Below are 23,881 nucleotides of genomic sequence, written 5' to 3' on the forward strand. Positions count from 1 at the left end.
TTTTAAGGATCCTGGCGAAGATGTCAACGTCTTTCTTGTCGAATCTTGCCGGAGCGACTGAAGCGATAAGCCCGAATGCATCAGTGCCGATCCCTGTGAAGCTGGCGAGCATTGTGTCTGCTTCGCCGCCAAACGTCAACCGATTTCTTCAATCTAATCAACCGCTTGGCTTACTTCACGCTAACCGCGAAAACCTGTCTCGGCGTCAGCGGATGCGTACTTTACGGACCCACCGCCGACTTGGCAAGCCTTGATTCATAAAAAAGTGACGCGACGATGGCAGCCCCTTTCTACCACCCGCTTTTTACAAGGCCCAGATACGACAACGCCCGCGCAGTGGCGGGCGTCGTGGCGCATCAGCGAGTTTCAGGGTCAGTCCTGCCGAGAATCTGCTTCTCGATGCGTCGTTTCCTGATTTGATGCGTTCTGAGCGTGCGCGTGCTGACTCGTCGACTCCGATGTCGTCGACCGCTCGCGCTTGAGCTTTTGCGCTTTACGCAGACGCCCGAGGGCCAGAACGGGGCCGGAGACGACATAGCTTCCGAAGAGCATCAGCAGCATTACCGAAGGCTCGATCGAGATCAGCACAAAGAGCAGTACGATCGCCAGCAGGAAAACGAAGGGTACCGGCCCTTTGAAGTCGATCTCCTTGAAACTGTGGTAGCGCACGTTGCTTACCATCAGCACGCCGGCGGCGGCGACCAGAATGGTCATCAGGATCTTGAAGCCAATCGATTCGGCATCGAAGGTATGGAACACCCAGACCGCGCCCGCGACCACTGCCGCGGCCGAGGGGCTCGGCAGGCCCACGAACCACTTCTTATCGGTACTGCCGATCTGGACGTTGAAGCGAGCCAGACGCAGCGCAGCACCCGCGACGAAAATGAACGCCGCGATCCACCCGATCTTGCCGATGTCCTGAAGAATCCAGGTAAACGAGACCAACGCCGGCGCCATGCCAAAGGAGATCATGTCGGCGAGGCTATCGAACTCCTCTCCGAAGGCGCTCTGGGTATTGGTCAACCGTGCGACGCGACCGTCGAGGCCGTCCAGCACCATGGCAATGAAGATCGCGATGGCCGCCTTGGCGTAGTCGCCGTTGACGGCGGCAACGATGGAGTAGAAGCCAGCGAAGAGCGCCGACAGCGTGAACAGGTTGGGCAGCAGATAGATACCGCGACGGCGGATTCGTTTGCCATTCTCGACCGTTTCCTCGATGACTTCGTCCTCGTCATCGTAGAGCGGAGACGTCGCACCGATGGTAATGGTCTCGGGTTCCTGCTCGTGATGGCGATCTTCCTGAGTCATGGCATGAGTCCTTTGATAGCGGTTGCGCTCGAGCGTGTCGGTCGGGCCGCGTCCGGTCGAGTCGCATTCGGTGAAACCATTCTACAGCCTAGCGGCAATGACGATAGATGCCCTCACCCCGTCATTGCCTCCAACGACAACGGGGCGCGACTCGCGTCGCGCCCCGTCGGTTATCGGCCGAATGTCGCGCTCAGTTCTTGCTCTTGTCGACCAGCTGGTTGGCCGCGATCCAGGGCATCATACCGCGCAGCTTGGCACCCACCTGTTCGATGTCGTGCTCGGCGTTCAGGCGACGGCGTGCGGTCATCGACGGGTAGTTGGAGTTCCCTTCGCTGATGAACATCTTGGCGTATTCACCGGTCTGGATACGCTTGAGCGCATTGCGCATGGCGGCTCGCGACTGCTCGTTGATGACTTCGGTGCCGGTCACGTACTCGCCGTACTCCGCATTATTGGAGATCGAGTAGTTCATGTTGGCGATGCCGCCTTCGTACATCAGATCGACGATCAGCTTGAGCTCGTGCAGGCACTCGAAGTAGGCCATTTCCGGCGCGTAGCCCGCTTCGGTCAGCGTTTCGAAACCCGCTTTGACGAGTTCGACCGCGCCACCACAGAGGACCGCCTGCTCGCCGAAGAGGTCGGTCTCGGTCTCGTCCTGGAAGGTGGTCTCGATGATGCCGCTGCGTCCGCCGCCGATGGCCGCGGCATAGGAGAGGGCGATCTCCTTGGCCTGCCCCGAGGCGTTCTGATGCATCGCGATCAGGTCCGGGATGCCGCCGCCTTTGACGAACTCGGAGCGAACGGTGTGACCCGGCGCTTTCGGCGCGATCATGATGACGTCGAGATCCTGGCGCGGCTCGATCTGGTTGTAGTGGATGTTGAACCCGTGGGCGAAGGCCAGCGTCGCGCCCTCTTTGAGATTCGGCTCGATGTCACGCTCGTAGATCGCTTTCTGGTTCTCGTCCGGCGCCAGCACCATCACCACGTCAGCGGTTTTGCACGCGTCCGGCACGCTGGCAACGGCAAGGCCCGCCGCTTCGGCCTTGGCAGCAGACGAGGACCCGGCGCGCAGCGCCACGGTGACATCGACGCCGGACTCTTTCAGGTTGTTCGCATGGGCGTGGCCCTGGGAGCCGTAACCCACGATGGTGACTTTCTTGGCCTGGATGAGAGAGAGGTCGCAATCTTTGTCGTAATAGACGTGCATGAGGGGCTCCGAATTCGATACTGAGGGTGTCGTGTCGCGAGCCGTCGAATTGCGTCAGCGCTCGACGGCTGGCCATAGCGCCAAGGTATGCCAGGCGCATCGTTGCGTAAAACGCTATATTTGCAACGCAACATTTCACATAAAGCAATGACGACACCTCATGGATTACCGCCCGCTCACGTACTTTCTGGCACTGGCCGAGAACCTGCATTTCGGTCGCGCCAGCGACGCCTGCCACATCAGCCCTTCGACACTTTCCCGGTCAATCCGCCAGCTGGAGGAGAGTCTCGGCGTCACGCTGTTCGAGCGGGACAACCGCCACGTCGCCCTCACCCGCCAGGGGCAGCGCTTCCACACCTACGCCCGCGAGACCCTCGAGCAGTGGCAGTCGATGCAGCGCACACTGATGGAAGAGACTCGTGAACTCGTCGGCGAGATCAGCATCTACTGCTCGGTGACCGCCAGCTACAGCTTCCTCTACCAGCTGCTCAGCGAATTCCGCCAGCGCCACCCGCGGATCGAGATCAAGCTGCACACCGGCGACCCGGCCGATGCCATCGCTCGGGTGCAGAGCGAGAACGAGGACATCGCCATCACCGCGCGTCCGCGAAATCTGCCCGATACGCTCGCCTTCAAGCCGCTGACGACGTCGCCGCTGGTCTTCATCGCGCCACGGGACGGCGGCGACTGGCTACCCAGCACGCCGCAGACGCCGACACCCGAACAGTGGCGCGGCGTACCGATGATCCTCTCCGAAGCCGGGCTGTCACGGGATCACGCCGACACCTGGTTCCGGGCACTGGGTATCAGCCCGACGATCTACGCCCAGGTCGCCGGGAACGAAGCGATCGTCAGCATGGTGGCGCTCGGCTTCGGCGTCGGTATCGTGCCGCGCATCGTGCTCGACAACAGCCCACTCAACGACCGCGTCAGCGTGCTGCCGGTGAAGCCGGAACTCCCCCACTACGACGTCGGTCTCTGCGTGCTCAAGCGACGCGTCAAGAGTGCGCTGATCGAGGCGCTCTGGACCCAGCTGCCGAGCTGAGCCGCCGATCCACGACGTTATCTCGACGGTGCGAGGGCGGGCCAGGAACGACGACGCCCGGCGCAATCGCTTGCGCCGGGCGTCGGCCGGGACAGGGCCGAAGCCCTGACGTTGTCGAAAAGCCCTGATATTTACAGAGAGAGCAGCTTGTCGCCGCGGGCGATGCCCGAGACACCGGTACGCGCCACTTCGAGAATACCGATCGGCGCCATCGCCTGGATGAAGGCGTCGAGCTTGCCGCCGTCACCGGTGATCTGCACCGTATAGACGCTCGGCGTGACGTCGACGACCTGCGCACGGAAGATGTCCGCGGTGCGCTTGACCTCGTCGCGCGCCGCCCCCAGCGCCTTGACCTTGACCAGCATCAGCTCGCGCTCGATGTGGTTGCCCTCGGTCAGATCGACGAGTTTGACCACGTCGATCAGCTTGTTGAGGTGTTTGGTGATCTGCTCGATCACCCGATCGTCCCCCACCGTGGTCACGGTCAGTCGCGAGAGCGACGGGTCTTCCGTCGGCGCGACGTTGAGCGTTTCGATGTTGAAGTTGCGCTGGGAAAAAAGCCCCACCACGCGGGAGAGCGCACCGGGTTCGTTCTCCAGCAGGATCGAGATGATATGACGCATCAGGTCCGCTCCGTCTTCGAAAGCAGCATGTCACGCATGGAGCCGAGCGGCACCTGCATCGGATAGACGTGTTCGAAGGGGTCGACATAGATGTCGAGGAACACGAGCTCGTTGGTGTCGGCGAAGGCGCGCTCGAGCGCCGGCGCCAGCTCTTCGTGAGTGCGTACCGTGATCGCCGTGAAGCCGTAGGCCTCGATCAGCTTGGCGAAATCCGGCAGCGACTCCATGTAGGAGTGGGCGTGGCGGGACTTGTAGTTCAGATCCTGCCACTGACGCACCATACCGAGCGACTGGTTGTTGAGGTTGACGATCTTCACGCCGACCTCGAACTGCTTACACGTCGAGAGCTCCTGCATCATCATCTGGAAGCTGCCCTCGCCGGTGAAGCAGACCACGTCGTCCTGCGGATAGCCCAGCTTCACGCCCATCGCCGCCGGAAAGCCGAAGCCCATGGTGCCAAGCCCCCCGGAGGTAATGAAGCGGTTGGGCTTGGCGAACTTGTAGTACTGCGCCGCAAACATCTGGTGCTGGCCCACGTCCGTGGTCACGAACGCTTCGCCGCGGGTGACGCGATGCACCGCCTCGACCACCTCCTGTGGCTTGAGCGCCTCGCCGGGCTTGGAAGGCTCGTAGAGCTTGCCCTCGCGCTCGGCGCGCCAGCCGGCGATGCTCTTCCACCAGTCGGCCAACGACTCGGCGCCCGCCGGTTCGCGCCCCTGCACCAGACTGATCATCTCATTGATGACGCTGCCCGCCGCGCCGACGATCGGCACGTCCGCCCGCACGGTCTTGGAGATCGAGCTGGGGTCGATGTCGACGTGGACGATCTTCGCCGTCGGGCAGAACTTCGAGGTGTTGTTGGTGACGCGGTCATCGAAGCGTGCGCCGATGGCGACGATCAGATCGGCGTGGTGCATCGCCATGTTGGCCTCGTAGCTGCCGTGCATGCCGAGCCAGCCGAGCGACTGCGCGTCGTTCTGGGGGTAGGCGCCGATCCCCATCAGCGTGGTGGTGATGGGAAAGCCGAGCCGCTGGACCAGATCGGTCAGCGCCTCGGACGCGCCGCCGGTGACGACACCACCGCCGGTGTAGAAGACCGGCCGACGCGCCTTGAGCATCAGGTCGACCGCTTTCTTGATCTGGCCGGTATGCCCGCGCGTGACCGGGTTGTAGGAGCGAATCTTGACCTTCTTCGGGTAGACGTACTCGTAGCGCTCGGTGGGCGCGGTCATGTCCTTGGGAATGTCGACCACCACCGGGCCCGGGCGGCCGGTCGCGGCGAGATAGAACGCCTTCTTCAGCACCTCGGGGATCTCGCTGGGGTGGCGGATCGAGAAGCTGTGCTTCACCACCGGACGGGTGACGCCGACGATGTCGGTCTCCTGAAAGGCGTCCTCACCGATCAGGTGGCTGGCCACCTGGCCGCAGAGCACCACCATGGGGATCGAATCCATGTAGGCGGTGGCGATGCCGGTGACCGCGTTGGTCGCCCCGGGGCCGGAGGTGACAAGCACCACGCCGGGCTTGCCGGAAGCGCGGGCGTAGCCGTCGGCGGCGTGGGTCGCGGCCTGTTCGTGACGAACGAGAATGTGCTGGACGCTGTCCTGGCGAAAGAGGGCGTCGTAGATGTGCAGGGCCGCCCCGCCGGGATAGCCGTAGATGCGCTCGACGCCTTCGTCTTTCAGAAAGCGGGCGATCATGTCGGCGCCGGAAAGTAGTTCCACTGGTGAGTCTCCCCTGGAGGTTCGAGTGCCGCTTCGGCCTGCGTCGGCGCGAAGCTTGAACGCGGCGGTATGCCGCTGCCGACGTGGCGTCGACACCTGATGCCATGATCCTGGCCTGGGCCCGGGGTGGGGACCCGCACTCATAGGCCTCGGCGAACACGACGTTCGCACGATGCCTGACACGGCAGATCGCCGTATCGGGGTTGGCGGGAACAGGCGGTCGGCCCGTACCCCTCTTTCCTGAGAAAGATCTCCTTCGACAGGCGGGTAGAGGCCACTGGGGACCTACCCTTCACGCGGCGGCCGGGGATCGCCCAAAGTGCCGCGCCCGCAATCAGGAACCGCCTAGATTCTCCCAGCCTCGCGGGGCTGTCAACCGCCTCGACCCGCCGCGCCCGCGCCCCTGTCGTGCCTACCACCAAAGTCGACCACCGCATTTCGGCAGGCGCCCGCGACTGCTGCTGTACTGACGTTGACGAGCCGAGCGAGCCCCGAGGCGCTCGAGCCGTTCGCGGCAACCGACAATGACAATCAGGAGTGCCCGATGTCCCCCATTCTCAAATGGTCCGTCTTCGTCGCCCTGGCGGGGTTCCTCTTCGGCTTCGATACCGCGGTGATCTCCGGCGCCGACCGGCCGGTACAGGAACTCTGGGGGCTGAGCGATCTCCAGCACGGCCTTTTCATCATGTCGATGGCGCTCTGGGGCACCGTGCTGGGGGCGATCTTCGGCAGCTACCCCGCCGACCGCCTCGGCCGACGCGCCACGCTGCTGGTGATCGGCGTGCTCTATCTGGTGTCGGCGCTGGGTTCGGCGCTCGCCACCGACCCGTTCTGGTTCTCGTTCTTTCGTCTGATCGGCGGCTTCGGCGTCGGCATGTCGTCGGTGGCGGCCCCGGCCTACATTTCGGAGATCGCCCCCGCCGAGCGCCGCGGCAACCTGGTCGCGCTCTACCAGTTCAACGTGGTGTTCGGGATCTTCATGGCCTACGTATCGAATGCGATCTTCGGGAGTCTGCTGAGTGCCGACGCCTGGCGCTGGATGCTGGGCATCGAAGTCGTGCCTGCCCTCATCTATACCCTGGCCCTGGTCAAGGTCCCGGAGAGCCCCCGCTGGCTGATCCTCGCCCGAGGCGACACCCGTACCGCCTCACAGACGCTGCGCCAGATCGACCCGACCGGCGACATCGACGGCAAGATCGAAGAGATTCAGGCCGCCGACCGCGAAGATGCCAAGACCCAGTCGCGTTTCTTCGCACGTCGACTGCGGCTGCCGATCACGCTGGCGTTTCTGATCGCCTTCTTCAATCAGTTCACCGGCATCAACTTCGTGCTCTACTACGCCCCGCGGATTCTCGAATCCGCCGAGCTCGGCGCCAGCGCCGCGCTGCTCTCCACCGCCGGTATCGGGCTGATCATGGTGCTGTTCACCCTGCTCGGCATGGCGCTGATCGATCGGCTGGGCCGCCGCACGCTGCTGCTGATCGGCTCGGTCGGCTATATCGTCTCGCTGGCGATCATCTCCCACGCCTTCTTCACCGGGAACCTCGGCGGCACGCTAATCCCCTTGCAGTTGTGTCTGTTCGTCGCCGCCCACGGCATCAGTCAGGGCACGGTGATCTGGGTCTACATCTCGGAGATCTTCCCCAACCGCGAGCGGGCCCGCGGTCAGTCGCTCGGCAGTTTCACGCACTGGCTGTTCGCCGCGATCATCACGCTGGTCACGCCCTGGGTGCTCGGCGTCTTCAACGGCGGGCCGGTATTCGCCTTCTTCGCCTTCATGATGGTGCTTCAAGTGGTCTTCGTGCTGTTCTTCATGCCGGAGACGAAGGGCGTGTCGCTCGAGGCCATGCAGCGCAAGCTGAGTCCCGACTCTCAGCGCGAGTGACGGTGTCGAATCGGCGGCATAAAAAAACCCGCGGCGCCGGGCGCCGCGGGGAAGACGGTCAGGACGCGACCGTGGATGAGACCGCAAGGCCGCGCCCTGAGGGCGACCTTACTTGCTGAAGACCAGATGATCGTCCTCGGCGCGCACGTGGATGGTGTCGCCGGGCACGAACTCGCCGGCGAGCAGATCCTGCGCCAGCGGATTCTCGATCCGGCTCTGGATCGCCCGCTTGAGCGGTCGCGCCCCAAACACCGGGTCGAAGCCGACCACGGCGAGCTGCGCCATGGCGTCATCGCTGACCTCGAGCTTGAGATCGCGCTCCGCCAGTCGGGCCCGCAGCCGCTCGAGCTGGATACCGGCGATCGCCTGAATCTGCTCCTGCCCGAGGGCGTGGAAGACCACCACCTCGTCGATCCGGTTGATCAGTTCGGGCCGGAAATGATCGCCCACCACCGTCATCACCGCGTCACGCATTGCGACATAGTCGGTCTCGTCTCCGCCCATGCGCTGAATGACGTCGGAGCCGAGGTTGGACGTCATCACGATCACGGTGTTGCGAAAGTCCACCGTGCGCCCCTGACCGTCGGTCAGTCGGCCGTCTTCCAGCACCTGCAGCAGGATGTTGAAGACGTCCGGATGGGCCTTTTCGACCTCGTCGAGCAGCAGCACGGAATAGGGTTTGCGGCGTACCGCCTCGGTCAGATAGCCGCCTTCCTCGTAGCCGACGTAGCCCGGAGGCGCCCCGATCAGCCGCGCCACGGAGTGCTTCTCCATGAACTCGGACATGTCGATGCGCACCATCGCTTCTTCGGTGTCGAACAAAAAGTTCGCCAGCGACTTGCACAGTTCGGTCTTGCCGACGCCGGTCGGGCCGAGGAACAGGAACGAACCGTTGGGCCGATGGGGGTCGGAGAGCCCGGCGCGGGAGCGACGCACCGCGTTGGCCACGGCGTTGACCGCCTCGTGCTGGCCGATCACTCGCTCGTGCAGGGCGTCCTCCATCCGCAGGAGCTTGTCGCGCTCGCCCTCGAGCATCTTGGCCACCGGAATGCCGGTCCAGCGGGAGACCACCTCGGCGATCTCCTCCTCGGTGACGTTGGAGCGCAGCAGCTGGTGCGGCATTGCCGTCTCGTCCCCTTCACCGGCCTCGCTGCTCTCGGCGATCTGGCGCTCGAGCTTGGGGATCACGCCGTACTGCAGCTCCGACATCCGTCCGAGATCGCCCTGGCGCCGAGCCGCGTCGAGATCGATCCGCGCCTGCTCGAGCTCGGCCTTGTACTGCGCCGCGCCCTGAATGCTCGCCTTCTCCGCTTTCCACACCTCCTCGAGGTCGGCGTACTCGCGGCCGAGCTCGTCGATCAGCGCCTCGAGGTTGTCGAGGCGCTTGCGCGAGGCGTCGTCGGTCTCCTTCTTCAGCGCCTCCCGCTCCATCTTGAGCTGGATCAGGCGGCGGTCGAGGCGGTCCATCTCCTCGGGCTTGGAGTCGAGCTCCATGCGAATGCGCGACGCCGCTTCGTCGATCAGATCGATCGCCTTGTCCGGCAGCTGGCGGTCAGTGATGTAGCGGGTCGAGAGCTTGGCCGCGGCGATGATCGCCGAGTCGGTGATGTCGACGCCGTGATGCACCTCGTAGCGCTCCTTGAGGCCACGCAGGATGGCGATGGTGTCCTCCTCGGAGGGCTCGTCGACCAGCACCTTCTGGAAGCGGCGCTCGAGCGCCGCGTCTTTCTCGATGTACTGACGGTACTCGTTGAGCGTGGTCGCGCCGACGCAGTGCAGCTCGCCGCGGGCCAGCGCCGGCTTGAGCATGTTGCCCGCGTCCATCGCGCCATCCGCCTTGCCGGCGCCGACCATGGTGTGGAGCTCGTCGATGAAGAGAATGACCCGCCCCTCTTCCTTGGACAGCTCGTTGAGCACGGCCTTGAGCCGCTCCTCGAAGTCGCCGCGGAACTTTGCCCCGGCCAGCAGCGCGCCCATGTCCAGCGACAGCACGCGCTTGTCCTTGAGCCCTTCCGGCACCTCGCCATTGACGATGCGCTGCGCCAGCCCCTCGACGATGGCGGTCTTGCCCACCCCGGGTTCGCCGATCAGCACCGGATTGTTCTTGGTGCGCCGCTGCAGTACCTGGATGGTGCGACGAATCTCGTCGTCGCGGCCGATCACCGGGTCGAGCTTGCCGTCGGTCGCCCGCGCAGTGAGATCGAGGGTGTACTTCTCCAGCGCCTCGCGCTTCTCTTCGGCGTTGGCGTCGTCGACGTTGGCGCCGCCGCGCAGCTCACCGATCGCGCCGGCCAGCCGCTTGCGCTCCAGCCCCGCCTGCGTAAGCACCTTGGCGACACCGCCTTTCAGGTCGAGGGCGGCGAGCAGAATCAGCTCGATGGCGATGTACTGATCCCCGCGGCTCTGCGCCTCGCGGTCGGCGAGATTGAACAGCCGCCCGAGCTCCTGGCTCATGCCGACGTTGCCGTCGAACTGCCCGACTTCGGGCAGATTGTCGAGCTGGCTAGTCAGCCCCTCGCGCAGCCGGTGAACGTCACCGCCGGCCTTCTGCACCAGCCCCTTGAGGCCGCTGTCGCGCATCTCGAGCAGCGCCATCAGCAGGTGCGCGGGGGCGAGCTGGTTGTGCCCGCGCCCCACCGCCAGCGACTGCGCCTCGGCCAGGGCGTTCTGAAGCTTCGTGGTCATGCGATCCATACGCATACGTCTACCTCCCGGTGCCGCCGCAAGCGGCGGACAGCAATTTCATTAGTTGACACTGAAATGGTGGTATGTTGCGGCTTTTCAAGCTCGGACAATGAAAAAAACAGAACTAATCGAGGCTCGTCGCGAATTCCATTCATAGAGGTGCGTCGACGACTCCCCGTCGCTGAGAACGGCCCACCGCCGCGGCGCTCAGCGACGCCTGACGCGACGAGCGTCAAGCCGCCATGGGGACGAGACGAGGCGGCCTAGCGGACGGGGCGCCTGGAGGTCGAAACAGGAGATTCATCACAGCGCCAGCGGACCTGGCGCTGTGATGCCAAGGACGAGCCGCGCGCTCAGCGCAGCCAGATCACGCTGGCCATGTGGCCGGTGCGACCGTTGTCACGGCGGTAGGAGTAGAAGCGTTTGTCATCGCAGGCGGTGCAGAAGTGTCCGCCGCCGATCGAACTGATGCCGAGGCGCTCCAGGCGAAGCCGCGCCAGCTTGTAGATGTCGCCCATGTAGTGGCCCAGCCGATAGGGGCTAGGCTCGAAGGCGCTCTTGGCCTCGGGCTGGAAGGCGGCGAACGCCTCGAGCACCTCCGGGCCGACTTCGAACTGGGCGTTGGAGATCGCCGGGCCGAACCAGGCGAGAATGTCGTCGGGCTCGACGCCGAGGGCCGCCACGGTCGCTTCCAGCACGCCACCGGCGAGACCCCGCCAGCCGGCGTGGGCGACGCCGACCCGCGTGCCGGCGCGGTCGCAGAAGAATACTGGCAGACAGTCGGCGGTGAGCACCACGCAGGCGTGGCCGCGATCGAAAGCCACCGCCGCGTCCGCTTCCGGCGGTGTCTCGAGCTCTTGCTTGCCGTAGTGTCGGATCACTCGCGCGCCGTGAACCTGCTTGAGCCACGCCAGCGGGCGATCATCGCCCACCGCCTCGCCGATCAGCTCGCGACAGCGGGCCACGCTGGCCGGATCGTCGCCCTTGAAGCCCTTGGGGTTGAACGCGGCGAAGTCGCCGCGACTCGGCCCCGTCTCCCGGGTGGTGACGAAGGCGCCCACCGTGCTCGGCGCCACCCAGTCGGGCACGATCAGCGTCGGCGCGTCGGCGGCGAGCGGCGTTGGCGCAGGCGTGGCGTCGGGATGGGTGTCGGCCGGCATATCGGAACTCATGAGGCCGCCTTGTCGTCGTCGCGCAGCGCATCCAGCAGCAGGTAGAGGTCGTCCGGCAGCGGCGCCTCGCACTCCACGGGCTTACCGGTCACCGGATGATCGAAGCGCAGCTTGTGGGCATGCAGAGCCTGACGCGGAAACTCGCGCAGCGCCGTCTTGAGCGTTTCGCCGGCGCCTGCCGGCAGTTTCAGCCGCCCGCCGTAGACGGGATCGCCGATCAGCGGATAGCGCGCGTGCGCCATGTGCACGCGAATCTGGTGCGTCCGTCCGGTCTCTAGCCGGCAGCGAACGTGAGTGTGGGCGCGAAAGCGCTCCTTCACCCGGTAGTGAGTCACCGCCGGCTTGCCGGAGGCGTTCACTGCCTGACGCTGACGGTCCTTGGGATGGCGCCCGATCGGTGCATCCACCGTGCCGCCGGCGGTCATCGCGCCGACGACCACCGCATCGTACTCCCGGGAGACGGTACGCGCCTGGAGCTGGTCGACCAGCGCCGTCTGCGCCTCCAGCGTGCGCGCGATCATCATCAGCCCGGTGGTCTCCTTGTCGAGACGGTGGACGATGCCCGCCCGGGGGATGCCGGCAAGCGCCGGATAGTGATACAGCAGCGCATTGAGCAGCGTGCCGTCGGGGTTGCCCGCCGCCGGATGCACCACCAGGCCGGCGGGCTTGTCGATCACCAGTACGTCATCGTCCTCGAAGACGACGGAGAGTGGAATCGCCTGTGGCGCCCAGCGCGTCTCTTCGGCGAGCTGGGTGTCGAGCGCGAGCCGCTCGCCGCCGTTGATCCTGTCCTTCGGGCGTGCCGGCTGACCGTCGAGGGTGAGTTCGCCCTGCTGAATCCAGCTTTTCAGACGCTCTCGCGAAAATTCGGGGAACATTTCGGCGGCGGCCTGGTCGAGACGTCGTCCAGCCAGATGATCGGGTATGCGCTCGTCACGCTGTAGGATGTCGGCCATACGTGGAGATGGATTCCGTGTCGCCGGTGCAGAAAGAGACGGGAAGACTGAACGCGCCTGCGCGCCACTCGGGCCCGCGTAGGCATACGCGCAGTGTTTCCTTTATAGTGGATCGGATTCGGCGGATTCTAGCACGCCCGCCCAAGATTGGTTGATACGAGGATGACGATGCGATTTTCAGCGCGATTCCCCGCACTGGGCGCCCTGCTGCTCACGGGTGCCCTGCTTGCCGGTTGCGCCAGCAACGAACCCGCGCCCGATTTGCAGGAGCAAGAGCTCTACCAGCAGGCGCAGAGCTCACTCGACGCGGGGCGGTACACGACAGCGGTTTCGCAGCTGGAAACGCTCGATACCCGTTTCCCGTTCGGCCGCTACGCCGAGCAGGCGCAGCTCGAGCTGATCTACGCCTACTATCGTACGGAGAACTGGGAGCAGACTCGCGCCGCGGCGAGCCGCTTCATCCGCCTGCACCCGGATCACCCGCAGGTCGACTACGCCTACTATCTGCGCGGTCTCGGGGCTTACCAGGCCGGTCGTTTCAGTCTTGAGAGCCTGGAGCTAATCGACATCTCCAAGCGGGATCTCGGCGCCTCGCGGGACGCCTACGTCGACTTCGGCGAGCTGGTACGTCGCTACCCCGATAGCGCCTATGCCCCCGATGCGCGTCAGCGGATCATCTACCTGCGCAACGTCATCGCGCGTCACGAGCTGCAGGTCGCCGACTTCTACCTGCGCAAGGGGGCCTACGTCGCCGCCGTGCAGCGTGGCCGCTGGGTGATCGAGCACTATCCCAAGTCCACCGCGACGCGGGACGCGCTGGCCACCATGGTCGAGGGCTATCTGGGCCTGAACATGCGCGACCGCGCTCAGGACGTACTCGAGACGCTGATCGACAACGACCCGGAGAACGACCGGCTCGACGGCGACACCTTCGTGCCCAAGCACGTCAGGGTGGACCCGCCGCTCACCGCGCAGGGCTGAGCGGCGACGAGCGACGAGCTTAAAATCGAAAGCGCCGCTTGCTGACAAGGCAAGCGGCGCTTTTCGTTGGCGCCAAAGCAGAAGAAACGCTAGCTCCCCGGCTGCCAGCCGTTGACGATGGGGTAGCGCCGGTCGCGGCCGAACCCTCTGAGCGTCACCCGCACGCCTACCGGGGCCTGGCGTCGCTTGTACTCGTTGCGATCCACCAGTTTGACCACGCGGTAGACGTCCTCGGCCTCGAAGCCGGCGGCCACGATCGCTTCGGCGCTCATGTCACCTTCGATGTAGCGCTCGAGGATGCCGTCGAGCACGTCGTAGCCCGGCAGCGAGTCGCTGTCCTGCTGGTCCGGGGCAAGCTCCGCCGACGGGGGCCGCGTGATGACGCGCTCGGGAATCGCCGGCGCCTGCGTGTTGCGCCACCGCGCCAGTCGATAGACCCACGTCTTGTAGACGTCCTTGAGCGCGTTGTAGCCACCGACCATGTCGCCATAGAGCGTGGCGTAGCCCACCGCCATTTCGCTCTTGTTGCCGGTGGTCTGAACCATCAGCCCCTTCTTGTTGGAGATCGCCATCAGCAGCACGCCGCGCACGCGAGACTGCAGGTTCTCCTCGGTGGTATCGGCGTCCAGGCCGTCGAAGCTTTCGGCGAGCGTCGCGCTGAAGGCCTCGACCATCGGCGCGATCGGCATCACTTCATAGCCCACGCCGAGCATGCGCGCCTGCTCGGCGGCATCGTCTCGAGAGATCTCGGCGGTGTAGTGATAGGGCATCATCACGGCGTGGACGCGGTCCGGGCCCAGCGCATCGACGGCGATCGCCAGCGACAGTGCCGAGTCGATCCCCCCGGAAAGCCCCATCACCACGCCCTGGAAACCGCTCTTGTTGACGTAGGCCCGAAGCCCGGTCACCAGCGCACAGTAGAGATTCTCTTCGCTGTCGAGCAGCGGCTCGCGCTCGCCGGGCTCGGGCTGCCAGCGATCGCCGTGGCGGGTGAAGCTTACCGGCATCAATCCGACTTCCCAGAACGGCGCTCGTACCGCGACCTCGCCGTCGGCCTGCAGGACCAACGAGCCGCCGTCGAAGACCAGCTCGTCCTGACCGCCGATGGCGTTGACGTAGACGAGCGGGCGGCCCGCTTCACGGGCACGCTCGGCGAAGAGCCGCTCGCGCTCGGCGGGCTTGTCGAGATGAAACGGCGAGGCGTTGAGCGTGACCAGAATCTCCGCGCCCGCCGCCGTGGTCTGGCGGACCGGCTCGCCGTGCCATAGGTCCTCGCAGACCAGGATGCCGAGACGCGCCCCGCGATGCTCGATCACCAGCGGCGCGTCGCCCGGCTCGAAGTAACGATCCTCATCGAATACCTGATAGTTGGGCAGGGCCTGCTTGGCGTACTCGCCCAGCCACGCCCCGCCGAGCAGTGCGCCGGCGAGATTGCGCCGCTTACCATCGCGCATGCCGGGATAGCCGATGAGCACCAGCGTCTCGGGGGCGAACTTGGCGATCTTCTCGGCCATCTGCGTCAGCGCTTGCTGGAGTCGCGACTCCATCGCGCTTCGCAGCAGCAGATCCTCCGGCGGGTAGCCGGTCAGGAAGAGCTCGCTGAAGACGACCACGTCGGCACCGTGCTCGAGCCGCGCCTCGCGTACCGCCTCGGTGGCCGCCGCGGCATTGCCGGCGATATCGCCGACCAGCGGGTCGAGCTGCGCCATTACCAGAGTCAGGTCTTGCATGGGACGATTCGTCTCCCGGCTGAAGATCGTTGTGGGTCTCGAAAGCGCCCATTTTCGCGCAAGGGCCCGGGTGTGGCAAAACGGCGAGCGCCTAGTTCGGCGCCAGCCCCGCCAGCGCCCGCTGATAGGGCGCGGGATCGACGATGGGCTTGCAGCCGATGAGCTGATCGACGAGTAGCCGGGTCGCGGCCGGCGCCAGCACGAGACCGTTACGGTAGTGCCCGGCGTTGACGTGCAGCCCCTCGAGACCCGGCACCGCACCGATCATCGGCACGCCGTCGGGCGACCCCGGGCGCAGGCCGGCCCAATGGTGCTCCACCTCGCACTCGGCGAGCCGAGGGACGATCGACACGGCGCTTGCGTGCAGCGAGTCGCGCGCCTCGTAGGTCGTGCGCTTGTCGAAACCGACCTCCTCGAGGGTCGAGCCCGCCAGCACCCGACCGTCACCCCGCGGGATCACGTAGCGACCGTCCTTGAGAATCACCCGCTCGACGAGCCCCGGCGGCGCCTTGAACAAAATCATCTGGCCGCGCACCGGACGTACCGCCAGCGTCACGCCGACGCTTGCCAGCAGCGTCTGGGACCACGCCCCGGCGCAGACTACCGTCTGCCCCGCCTTGACGGCCCCGCCGGCAGTCGCGACACCGACGACGCGCTCGCCCTCGCGCAGAAGCCCGTTTACCTCCTGGCCCTCGAGACACTCGACGCCAGGCATCGTCGCGAGGCGCGCCCGAAGGGCTTTGGCCAGCCGCGGGTTGCGGATACTGCCGAGCGTCGGCATCCACAGCGCACTGTCGAAGCCCGGGGCGGCGTTCGGCGCCTTGGCGTAGAGCGTGACCGCATCGATCCGCGACAGCGGCTTGGCCACCTCCCGCGCCCAGGCGAGCGCGGCGTCGACGTCGTCCACCCGCAGGTAGAGCAGCCCCTTCTGACGATACTCGGGGTCGATACCGGTCTCTTCGAGCAGGCGGCCGGCGAGCTCGGGGTAGCGGCCTTCCGACCATCTGGATAGCGCCGAGACTGCTCGACCGTAGCGCCAGGGATAGAGCGGCGAGACAATGCCGCCCCCGGCCCAGGAGGCTTCGCGACCGCACTCGCCGCGTTCGATGAGTGTCACCGAATGGCCGGCGTCGCCGAGCTGCAGCGCCGTCATCATCCCGATCACGCCGCCACCCACGATCAAGAAATCCCGCATACCGTCGATATCCGTGCAAAAGGACGAGTCTATCACTCGTCCGTGAGCCGGACTTCGACATGCCTCGTGCCAGTGGCGCCTTCTCTACGTCTCCCCTGCCGCCCTCGCCTTCACGGGTCAGCCGCACGCGCGAACGCGGCTTTACGCTGATGGAGCTGATGGTAGTGGTCGTCATCCTCGGCATCCTCGCCAGCTGGGCCGCGCCGGGACTGGCCAATCTCTCCGCCAGGATGGAGCTGGATGGCGAAGTGCAACGGATATGGCAGCAGCTGCGACGCGCGCGCCTGGAAGCCGCGCAGCAGGGACGACCGACCTGGCTCTGCCCCAGCGTCGACGGTACGACGTGCGATGCCAGCGAGGGCTGGAGCGGAACGCTATTGCTCTTCATCGATGACGACGCCAGCACCACCCTGGACGCCGACGAGCGACTCATCGGCGTCAGTCAGCCAACCAGCCGGCGCGTGGCGATCGACCCCGGCAGTCTCGCTGACGGTATCGGCTACACCCCGCTGGGGTTCACCCAGGGTCGACGTGCCGGGAGCATCGTCATCGCCAATCCGGCGCTCGGCACGCATGCCAAGAAGATCGTGGTGCACCACGCCCGCCTGCGCATCGCCGATGTCGCTAGCGACAGTACCGACGGTCCATCGCAGGACGAGTAGTCGCCGCCCCCGCCGCGGGTAACGCCGAAGAGCCGCCCGCGAGCGTCGCTACGACGACCGGCCTCAATCACAGGCGCCGGGTGCGGGGGTACGTCTGCCTTCGCTGTCGAGGCTGAGAACATGACACGCTGGCGCGCCGCGGCCGGCTTTCACGCGTTCGGCTTCCAGCCGATAGCGCTGTCCGTCGTCGGTGATGGTCAGGGCGATTTCATAGATGGGCGTGCCGCTGGGGGGAGACTGATCCGGCGACAAGCCGCGCTCGGAGGGAGACACGCTTTCCCCTGTGTCGTCACCGTAGCGGTAGGTCTGCGAGTAGCGACGTTCGAGCGCCAGCGCCATCGACTGCAGCGTCGCCTGGGCATCCCGCGTCTGAGCGCGCTCGACATAGCCGATATAGCTGGGTATGGCGATCGCGGCCAGGATGCCGATGATCGCCACGGCAATCATCAGTTCGATCAGGGTGAAACCTCGATGGCGGCGGAAAACCATATCTACTCCAGAACGCGCCAGGACACGCGGCCCAGACGAATGCGATTGAGCGGCATCTCGACGATCGTCACGAAGTCGCCTTGGGTGTTGACGCTGACCTTGCGCTCCTGCTGACCGTCGTCGCTGACGATAACCTCCGGCGTGAACAGCGCGCCTTCGGTCGCGACGCCGATCGGCACGTAGCGCTGATCGAATCCGTCCGGGGTATAACGATCTTCACCGTCGACACGACCATCGTCGTTGACGTCGAGCACCGGCGACTCGAACGCCGCGCCGTACCAGGCGTTGAGTTCGAAGAGAAAGCCCGAGTCCTCGGCGCCACACATGCCGTGCCCGGGGATCAGCGAAGAGAACAGAATGCGATTGCCGCGAACCGAGGGGCTGTCCACGACGCGCTCGGCGCCTTCGAAATCGAGAAACCAGCCGTCGACGGGGTAGCGTTGCGTATCCACGCTTTCCAGATAGCGAATCGTCACGCTGTCCGTTTCGCGGGCGAGCGGACCGCTCGACAGAATTCGCGCATCGAGGTCGGTGCGGGTCAGAGGATCGCGTCGCGCCACGCCAGCGCGATAGTCGCGAATCGCGTAGAAGCTGTCGGCCGTGCGACGGCTCTGCGACGTCGGAAGCCCGGCCCCCTCCTGCGCGCCGGAGCCGAAAAAGAGCATGAACCCGCCGTCGGGATGTCGACCCACCTCCAGCGTCGAGGTGAGCACCTGACGCTGGCCGTTGCGCTCGGCGGTGAACAACCGCTGCATGCCCGCCGCCCAGCTGGCGCTGTCACTCGCCGAGAGATCGAAGCGCCAGACATTGCCCTGCAGGTCGGCGCCATAGGCCAGATCGATGCGGCCGTTGTTGTCGCGATCGATGAGCGACACCGTACTCATGCCGTTGTCACCCGCGTTCATCGCCCCGCTCGGCGTCAGGCGCTCGACATCGCTGATCCGCCAGGCGCCGTTCGCCCCTTGCCCGGCGTCCACGTAGAGCACGTAGAGACTCGCCTTGCCGGCAGCGTTGAAAGGCCCGTTGCCGAACACCACGGCGTAGCGGTCGTTCTCGAGCCGGACGACGCTCGGTCGGTTGTAGACGTGGCCGAGCTGAGAGTCGCCGCCGAAACGGGCGACGTCGTCGGCGACGCCATACTCCCACAGCGCGATAGCGTCGGCGTTGCGCTGGGAAAAATCGGCGGGCTCGGTGACATCGAGCGCGAAGACACCGGGGGCGCCCGAGCCCAACCCGCTGACCAACAGTGACAACCACTCGCCGGTCCCGTTGTCTCCACGACGGGCGTCGAGCACGGTCGGACTGCCGTCGACGTAGTAGCGATGCCTCTCATCGTCGTCGCCGAGCTCGGCGAGCGCAGGCAGGATGAGCCCGGGGACGTAGGCGAGTTTCTCGACGCCGGTCTCGGCATCGAAGCCATGAAGCATGCCGTCGTTACCGCCGACGTAGAGCATGGCGCGCCGATCTCTTCGATTCACGCGGTAGTCGGCGTAGCTGGTGTCACCGGCATCGGGCACGTGATAGGTGTTCGGCACGCTCACCAGATAGGGCCGAGACCCGATGAAATCGCCCAGCTTCGCGGCATCCGTACCGTTGACCCAGAGCCGGTCGCGTCGATTGCCGCCGTTGCGACGCTCCTGGCGAGTGTCGCCGCGCAGATAGTCCGCCCGGGCGGGGAGATCACCGAACGCCTCCCCGTAGGCGGCCTGCAGCGCATCGGACGTGAACGCCATGCCCGATCTTTCGGTACTCTGCGTGATGATGGTCCGCGCCGAAGGGGCAGGCAGCCGATCCCGGGCGCTCCAGATCGACTCGCGCCCGCCGCTGTCATCGAGGCGCGAGGCGCGGACGTCGCCGGACCAGCTGTACTGATTGTTGTAGACGGTCTGAAAGACGAAATCCTCGACTTCGCCTTCGTAGCCCACTTCGATGCCGGCGCCGCTGCGGTTGGTATTATTGAGTACCTGCGTGAGCAGCTCGCGCAGCGATTCGGCGAGTTCGCCGATACGATCGACCTCGAAATAGGCGCTTGGCGACCCGCTCGTGGTGCGGCCGTCGTTGCCGTACTTGGCGGCGTAGTAGAGCGGCGTCTCGAGTTCGCGACCGGTGCTGCCCGAGACACGATAGGTGGCGGTACTGCTGCGGGCGCTATAGCACCCGCTATCGTTGCCGCAAATGGAGTTCGGGTAGGTAAAGCCATTGATACCGGAGTGCGCGTTGAAGCCGTCGCTCTGCTCGACCACGATATCGTTGGACTTGGCTCCTGCGCCGAAGCGGCCGCTGGTTCCGCTCAGAATGTAGCCAAGCCCCAGTTGCAGCGATGCCGAGGCGCGGGTTACGTCGGTAGTAACGGCGAGGCGCTGATCCTTGAGCTCATAAGAGAGCGCGACCTCGACGTCGAGATCGTGATCGCCGCCGAATTCCGAATCCTCCCAGTCGATCATGAACGCGCCGCTCGATCCGTCCGGCGCCTGATCGATGACCTCGAAATCGACGATGGCGCACTTGCCTTCGGCCCCTTTTGACGTATTCGCGCAGGCAGGAATCAGCGAGACATGACGGTCGCCGCCGATCGGGATCTCGATGATGGGTATATTGGAAGCCAGCTGGACCGCGTAGGTATCGATCGGGCGCCCCTGCTCCCCTTTGGGGCCGCGAATCAGCGACTGATTCTGCGCCAGCCGAGAGAGGCCGGCGACGTGGTAGGTTCCCTCGAGCCCGGGCGCCATCGGACAGAGCCCTTGGGCGTCCGCCAGGCTTGAGAGAGACTTGGCGGTGCAGAACTTGTCCTCCGCGCTGAACCTGCTTGTCGACGTCTGCCCAATGAAATAGTCGCCAGGCACGCCTTCGGCGCTACCAATCGCCGTGGTCGCCGCACTGATCGCCGAGGCAGTGAGCGCGGTAGACGAAGACGCTCCCAGATCGTCGCCATCGAAAGAGATCTCGCTGGCGTTGACCACCAGCAGCGAGTGCGGCGCGCACCACTTGTCACCGATGTCGTTACGCCACTCAGGCGAGGTCAGCCCCGGAATGAACTCCTGCTCGACGCGGCCGGTGCCCACGGAGAAGCGTGAGGTGGGCGATGTCTCGCCAGTGATGTAGCGCAATGTCTCGAGCGCGATCTCGGCGAGCGGATTGCCCCAGTTGGAACAGCTGCCATTGTTGAACGAGGACTTCCCCCAAGGGCAGTTATCGCCACTGGTCGCGTTGTAGTTACCGTCCAGGTAGCTGTAACGCGCGATCTTGAGCGCATCGAGGTTGCTGACGATACCGGCGTAGTCGGACGCGAAGACGCCGCTGGCGGCATCGAACTCGTTGCCGAAATTCTCGAAATTCGCGCGTAGCACGCCGCCACGCTTGTTGTTCTGATAAGAACCGCTGAAGAGCCCGAACTCGACGTCGTCGGCGTAGTCGTGCAGCAGCCCCACGGGCTTTGGGTGATTCGACCCCGGATAGGCCTGACAGCCCTGGCGATTCTCGGCACAGACCTCGACCCGCGCCTTGTACTCGGCGGTACTACTGCCTCCATCTCGTTCCGGATAGTCACCCCAGCCGACGTTGCGACCCTCATAGCGCCAGGGGCACTGCCATCGCTCGGTACTCGCCCAAAGGGGCCAGCCTTCTGCCTTGTTACGGCTCGCGACTCGGATCAACGGCGGATCCGTGACGTCGCCGGAGTAGTCAGACACCACCGGGTGGTAAGTGGTGTTGCAGAAGGTAATGGACTGCTTGCCGTTGAATGGGGTGTTTCGGTTGATGACGTTCGAGTCGGAGAGAATCTTGCTGAAGCTGTGCGAGTCCATCGGCAGGAAAGCACGTTCGAGCAGCGTGGTGTCGCTTGGCGTATCGCGATAGCGCTTGCCGCCATAGAGCGCCTTTCGGATGACGTCGATGCGCGTCATCGTTGCCCAGTTGAGCAGGTTGCCGCTCCAGGACTTGTTGCCCTTACAGCTGTGATCCTTGGCATCCGCATCGCCCACGCGTTTGAAGGCGCCGCCGGCCAACCCCGGGTCGTACTGATAGCAGCCGAAGCCGTCGAAATAGCCGTAGTACTCGATACTGTCTTTGTAGGTGGCGTCGATGAGGCCGTCGCCATCGAGATCCGACCAGTCGGTGTACGCCTTGTAGAACCACTGATGATCGTTGGAGAGCGCCAGCATGCTGCGAGGCGACGCCTCGGCCTGGGCGCTCTGGGGCGCGTAGTAGGCCACGTCGTCAGCGGCCTGGGCGGCCACCGCCCATAGCAGCCCGACTGCTGCACAATGACTCACTACCCGCCGGATCGATCTAGAAGACATAGCGCGCCTCGAGCCGCTGTCTGGCCTGGCCGGCCGGGCCGTAGCCGATGGCGAAGACGCGAAAGAAGTAGCGCGGGTTGGCGCTCTCGCTCGCCTGGCCCTTGACGACCGGCTCGGTATCGAAGTAGCCGTCGATCAGCGCCGGGGCGATGCAGCCCACCAGATACCGCGGCGGGGGAGCGAGTTCGCTGCCCTCGACGCTATAGAGCGATAGATCGACAGCTCGACCCTGCTGTTCCAGTCGACGCCAGCGGTCGTCGTCTTCGAGCCCCGCTTGCGTGGTGATGGGGTAGACGGCGTCGCCACCGCTGCAGAAAAGCGTCAGATCGGCCGTCTCCGAAATTCGACGCTCGGCGTCCTTGAGCGCCGCCTCGGCGGCCTGGAAAGCCATCTGGTGGGCCAGCTCGTTGCTGGCGAGACGCTGCTGAAGACGCGCGGTTTCACTGGCGCCGAGCGTGAGCAGCGAAATGAGCGCCACGAGCACCAGCGTCACCAGAAGCGCCGCGCCCCTCTGCTGGGAAGGCCCAATCATCGTGACCGCTCCGGCAGATTGCGCAGCGTCGTGGTGATTTCCGCCAGCGCCCGCGCCCTGCCATCGTCGAACCCGAGCGTCTTCTCACCCCAGTCGAACTGCTGTTCGAACCGCTCTCCGCTGCCCTCGTGGGAGGCAAGGATGGCGGTAAGCCGAATCGCCCTGACCGAGCGCCAGTCGACATCGGCGGGGGCTTTCCACCTGTCGTCCTGATCGAAAAACGACCACCGCACGGCGTCGACATCGTTGAGCAGAGGCAGCGAATTATTGGGGTCGCGTCCGGCGAAATAGACCTTGCATCGCAGCGTATCGCCGTCGAGATAGAGTCGCGTCATGGCGATGGCGTTCGCGCCACCCTCCTCACCGGAGAACACTGTCCCATCGCAGTGATTCGACGGCTGGTCCGCCAGCGCCGGGGCCCGATAGCGAACCCAGACATCGTCACCGGTCGAGGCCACGAGCTGCGCTTTTTCGAAGCTCGGCACTCGAGCGTCTTCACTCTCGAAGGTGGGAAAGGCGACGTCGAAATCCGACCAGTCATCGCTGTAGCCGGCCAGCCAGAGCTGATGCTGGACGAGATTGAGCGCGAACCGCCGAGCGTCCTGCGCCTCGCCGTTGGCCATCGACGACTGGTAGCTCTGACGGCTCGCGATCAGGTATTGCGTGACCATGAGCACCAGCATCAGACCGATCACCATGGAGACCATGAGCTCGACGAGGCTCATGCCGGCTTGACGACTGGCGGGCGCGTAGTCAGAGCCCAAGCCGCTAAACGTCATAGCACCGTCTCGAGATGGATACAGCCGTTCGGGGTCTCGTCCACACGTCGGATCTGACGGCAGTCCGGTGACGCCATGGAGGCCGCCCGCCGCCAGCCGATCGATAGCGAGACTTGCGTCAGACGACCGCCGATCGAGTCGGACGCGAAATCGACGGCCGCGTTGGGCAATCGCGTGGCGAGCGTGGACTGCCATGCCCGAATGCGCTCGCAGAGGGCCTGGGTGGTCGCGCTACAGCCGCCGAGCGTATCGCCGCCGATCGTCAGATCGTCGATGCCCTCGGGGGCGAGGCGCAGCTGCTCGAAAAGATCGCCCCCCAGGGTGACGGCCATCGAGCGCGCGCGCGCGTCGATCTCGTCGCGCTGGGCGAGAAGCTGAAGGCTGGCAACGCCAAGCAGCGCGATCGCGAGCACCAGCAGCGCGATCAGCGACTCGACGAGCGTTACGCCGCGCTGAGACGTGCCGCCCCTGGGATTGAGCGGAACGTCGAGAATCCTGCTGGGGGCTATCGACTGTTGAACGATCACCGGTCCCTCGACGCTCGAGAGAACCGCCTGCCGGGAAGCGAGGCGGCCGAAAGGGTAACAACCACCGAACCCCGGGTGGTTAC

The 23,881-nt window shown here is 65.2% G+C and carries 18 protein-coding genes; 4 read left to right on the forward strand and 14 right to left on the reverse strand.

From position 1 onward, the window contains the following. Positions 1-372 precede the first annotated feature (372 nt). Positions 373-1,308 carry a CDP-diacylglycerol--serine O-phosphatidyltransferase gene (gene pssA, locus DOM33_RS11370; protein ID WP_110669093.1) on the reverse strand — a complete coding sequence of 312 codons (936 nt, stop codon included), beginning with the start codon at positions 1,306-1,308 and terminating at the stop codon, positions 373-375. A gap of 190 nt (positions 1,309-1,498) precedes the next feature. Then, positions 1,499-2,515: a ketol-acid reductoisomerase gene (gene ilvC, locus DOM33_RS11375; protein WP_110669095.1), complete on the reverse strand. Its 1,017-nt coding sequence runs from the start codon at positions 2,513-2,515 to the stop codon at positions 1,499-1,501. A 160-nt stretch (positions 2,516-2,675) separates the two neighbouring features. Here ilvC and ilvY point away from each other — a divergent pair, with 160 nt between their 5' ends. Further along, the gene (ilvY, locus tag DOM33_RS11380; RefSeq protein ID WP_110669097.1) at positions 2,676-3,560 is read left to right on the forward strand and encodes an HTH-type transcriptional activator IlvY; all 885 of its coding nucleotides are present in this window, start codon (positions 2,676-2,678) and stop codon (positions 3,558-3,560) included. A 131-nt stretch (positions 3,561-3,691) separates the two neighbouring features. Here ilvY and ilvN read toward each other — a convergent pair whose 3' ends face one another. After that, a complete protein-coding gene (ilvN, locus tag DOM33_RS11385; protein ID WP_110669099.1) occupies positions 3,692-4,183 on the reverse strand; it encodes an acetolactate synthase small subunit in 492 nt (163 codons plus the stop codon). Then, entirely contained in the window at positions 4,183-5,907 is a 1,725-nt protein-coding gene (locus DOM33_RS11390; protein WP_110669101.1) for an acetolactate synthase 3 large subunit, read from the reverse strand. Before DOM33_RS11390 ends, ilvN begins: the two co-directional genes overlap by 1 nt. Positions 5,908-6,451: 544 nt before the next feature. Between DOM33_RS11390 and DOM33_RS11395 the strand changes: the two genes are divergently transcribed. Then, on the forward strand, positions 6,452-7,792 hold the full coding sequence (locus DOM33_RS11395; protein ID WP_110669103.1) for a sugar porter family MFS transporter: 1,341 nt from the start codon (positions 6,452-6,454) through the stop codon (positions 7,790-7,792). Positions 7,793-7,900: 108 nt separating this feature from the next. Here DOM33_RS11395 and clpB read toward each other — a convergent pair whose 3' ends face one another. From clpB to rluD, 3 genes are all read right to left on the reverse strand, one after another. Continuing rightward, positions 7,901-10,492, reverse strand: a complete 2,592-nt coding sequence (clpB, locus tag DOM33_RS11400; RefSeq protein WP_110669105.1) for an ATP-dependent chaperone ClpB — start codon at positions 10,490-10,492, stop codon at positions 7,901-7,903. Positions 10,493-10,830: 338 nt separating this feature from the next. Beyond that, positions 10,831-11,637, reverse strand: coding sequence for a peptidoglycan editing factor PgeF (pgeF, locus tag DOM33_RS11405; protein ID WP_110669107.1), 807 nt, complete (start codon positions 11,635-11,637; stop codon positions 10,831-10,833). Positions 11,638-11,645: 8 nt separating this feature from the next. Further along, complete coding sequence (gene rluD / locus DOM33_RS11410; RefSeq protein ID WP_110669108.1) at positions 11,646-12,605, reverse strand: 23S rRNA pseudouridine(1911/1915/1917) synthase RluD; 960 nt, start codon at positions 12,603-12,605, stop codon at positions 11,646-11,648. Positions 12,606-12,773: 168 nt separating this feature from the next. Here rluD and DOM33_RS11415 point away from each other — a divergent pair, with 168 nt between their 5' ends. After that, positions 12,774-13,586 (forward strand): outer membrane protein assembly factor BamD, encoded by an 813-nt coding sequence (locus tag DOM33_RS11415; protein WP_110669109.1) that lies wholly within the window; start codon positions 12,774-12,776, stop codon positions 13,584-13,586. 89 nt (positions 13,587-13,675) lie between these two features. Here the strand turns inward: DOM33_RS11415 and DOM33_RS11420 are convergent, their stop codons facing one another. Further along, a complete protein-coding gene (locus DOM33_RS11420) occupies positions 13,676-15,316 on the reverse strand; it encodes an NAD+ synthase (RefSeq protein WP_110669112.1) in 1,641 nt (546 codons plus the stop codon). 91 nt (positions 15,317-15,407) lie between these two features. Further along, the gene (gene thiO / locus DOM33_RS11425) at positions 15,408-16,511 is read right to left on the reverse strand and encodes a glycine oxidase ThiO (protein WP_110669114.1); all 1,104 of its coding nucleotides are present in this window, start codon (positions 16,509-16,511) and stop codon (positions 15,408-15,410) included. 59 nt (positions 16,512-16,570) lie between these two features. On the opposite strand from thiO, the gene DOM33_RS11430 reads away from it, so the two are divergent. Then, complete coding sequence (locus tag DOM33_RS11430; protein WP_110669116.1) at positions 16,571-17,173, forward strand: GspH/FimT family pseudopilin; 603 nt, start codon at positions 16,571-16,573, stop codon at positions 17,171-17,173. Between the two features lie 63 nt (positions 17,174-17,236). On the opposite strand, the gene DOM33_RS16380 is transcribed toward DOM33_RS11430, so the two are convergent. From DOM33_RS16380 to DOM33_RS11455, 5 genes are read right to left on the reverse strand one after another with little or no spacing between them, the layout of a single operon-like run. Further along, positions 17,237-17,662, reverse strand: a complete 426-nt coding sequence (locus tag DOM33_RS16380) for a type IV pilin protein (protein ID WP_110669118.1) — start codon at positions 17,660-17,662, stop codon at positions 17,237-17,239. Positions 17,663-17,664: 2 nt separating this feature from the next. Then, positions 17,665-21,960: a pilus assembly protein gene (locus DOM33_RS11440; RefSeq protein ID WP_162617961.1), complete on the reverse strand. Its 4,296-nt coding sequence runs from the start codon at positions 21,958-21,960 to the stop codon at positions 17,665-17,667. Beyond that, positions 21,950-22,492 (reverse strand): pilus assembly PilX family protein, encoded by a 543-nt coding sequence (locus DOM33_RS11445; RefSeq protein WP_110669122.1) that lies wholly within the window; start codon positions 22,490-22,492, stop codon positions 21,950-21,952. The genes DOM33_RS11440 and DOM33_RS11445 overlap by 11 nt, the downstream gene beginning before the upstream one ends. Continuing rightward, positions 22,489-23,271 carry a prepilin-type N-terminal cleavage/methylation domain-containing protein gene (locus DOM33_RS11450; protein WP_420820189.1) on the reverse strand — a complete coding sequence of 261 codons (783 nt, stop codon included), beginning with the start codon at positions 23,269-23,271 and terminating at the stop codon, positions 22,489-22,491. The genes DOM33_RS11445 and DOM33_RS11450 overlap by 4 nt, the downstream gene beginning before the upstream one ends. After that, positions 23,268-23,798: a prepilin-type N-terminal cleavage/methylation domain-containing protein gene (locus tag DOM33_RS11455; protein ID WP_239495349.1), complete on the reverse strand. Its 531-nt coding sequence runs from the start codon at positions 23,796-23,798 to the stop codon at positions 23,268-23,270. The genes DOM33_RS11450 and DOM33_RS11455 overlap by 4 nt, the downstream gene beginning before the upstream one ends. Positions 23,799-23,881: the final 83 nt, after the last annotated feature.

This window comes from Salinicola halophilus, from assembly GCF_003206155.1.
Classification (GTDB): domain Bacteria; phylum Pseudomonadota; class Gammaproteobacteria; order Pseudomonadales; family Halomonadaceae; genus Salinicola; species Salinicola halophilus.

What these genes read in the sequence shown, in the direction of transcription:
- clpB (WP_110669105.1), bottom strand. Translation starts at nt 10,492, where the DNA reads ATGCGTATGGATCGCATGACCACGAAGCTTCAGAACGCCCTGGCCGAG.
- DOM33_RS16380 (WP_110669118.1), bottom strand. Translation starts at nt 17,662, where the DNA reads ATGGTTTTCCGCCGCCATCGAGGTTTCACCCTGATCGAACTGATGATT.
- ilvN (WP_110669099.1), bottom strand. Translation starts at nt 4,183, where the DNA reads ATGCGTCATATCATCTCGATCCTGCTGGAGAACGAACCCGGTGCGCTC.
- DOM33_RS11420 (WP_110669112.1), bottom strand. Translation starts at nt 15,316, where the DNA reads ATGCAAGACCTGACTCTGGTAATGGCGCAGCTCGACCCGCTGGTCGGC.
- pgeF (WP_110669107.1), bottom strand. Translation starts at nt 11,637, where the DNA reads ATGCCGGCCGACACCCATCCCGACGCCACGCCTGCGCCAACGCCGCTC.
- pssA (WP_110669093.1), bottom strand. Translation starts at nt 1,308, where the DNA reads ATGACTCAGGAAGATCGCCATCACGAGCAGGAACCCGAGACCATTACC.
- DOM33_RS11440 (WP_162617961.1), bottom strand. Translation starts at nt 21,960, where the DNA reads ATGTCTTCTAGATCGATCCGGCGGGTAGTGAGTCATTGTGCAGCAGTC.
- rluD (WP_110669108.1), bottom strand. Translation starts at nt 12,605, where the DNA reads ATGGCCGACATCCTACAGCGTGACGAGCGCATACCCGATCATCTGGCT.
- DOM33_RS11415 (WP_110669109.1), top strand. Translation starts at nt 12,774, where the DNA reads ATGCGATTTTCAGCGCGATTCCCCGCACTGGGCGCCCTGCTGCTCACG.
- ilvC (WP_110669095.1), bottom strand. Translation starts at nt 2,515, where the DNA reads ATGCACGTCTATTACGACAAAGATTGCGACCTCTCTCTCATCCAGGCC.
- DOM33_RS11445 (WP_110669122.1), bottom strand. Translation starts at nt 22,492, where the DNA reads ATGATTGGGCCTTCCCAGCAGAGGGGCGCGGCGCTTCTGGTGACGCTG.
- DOM33_RS11395 (WP_110669103.1), top strand. Translation starts at nt 6,452, where the DNA reads ATGTCCCCCATTCTCAAATGGTCCGTCTTCGTCGCCCTGGCGGGGTTC.
- thiO (WP_110669114.1), bottom strand. Translation starts at nt 16,511, where the DNA reads ATGCGGGATTTCTTGATCGTGGGTGGCGGCGTGATCGGGATGATGACG.
- DOM33_RS11450 (WP_420820189.1), bottom strand. Translation starts at nt 23,271, where the DNA reads ATGACGTTTAGCGGCTTGGGCTCTGACTACGCGCCCGCCAGTCGTCAA.
- ilvY (WP_110669097.1), top strand. Translation starts at nt 2,676, where the DNA reads ATGGATTACCGCCCGCTCACGTACTTTCTGGCACTGGCCGAGAACCTG.
- DOM33_RS11430 (WP_110669116.1), top strand. Translation starts at nt 16,571, where the DNA reads ATGCCTCGTGCCAGTGGCGCCTTCTCTACGTCTCCCCTGCCGCCCTCG.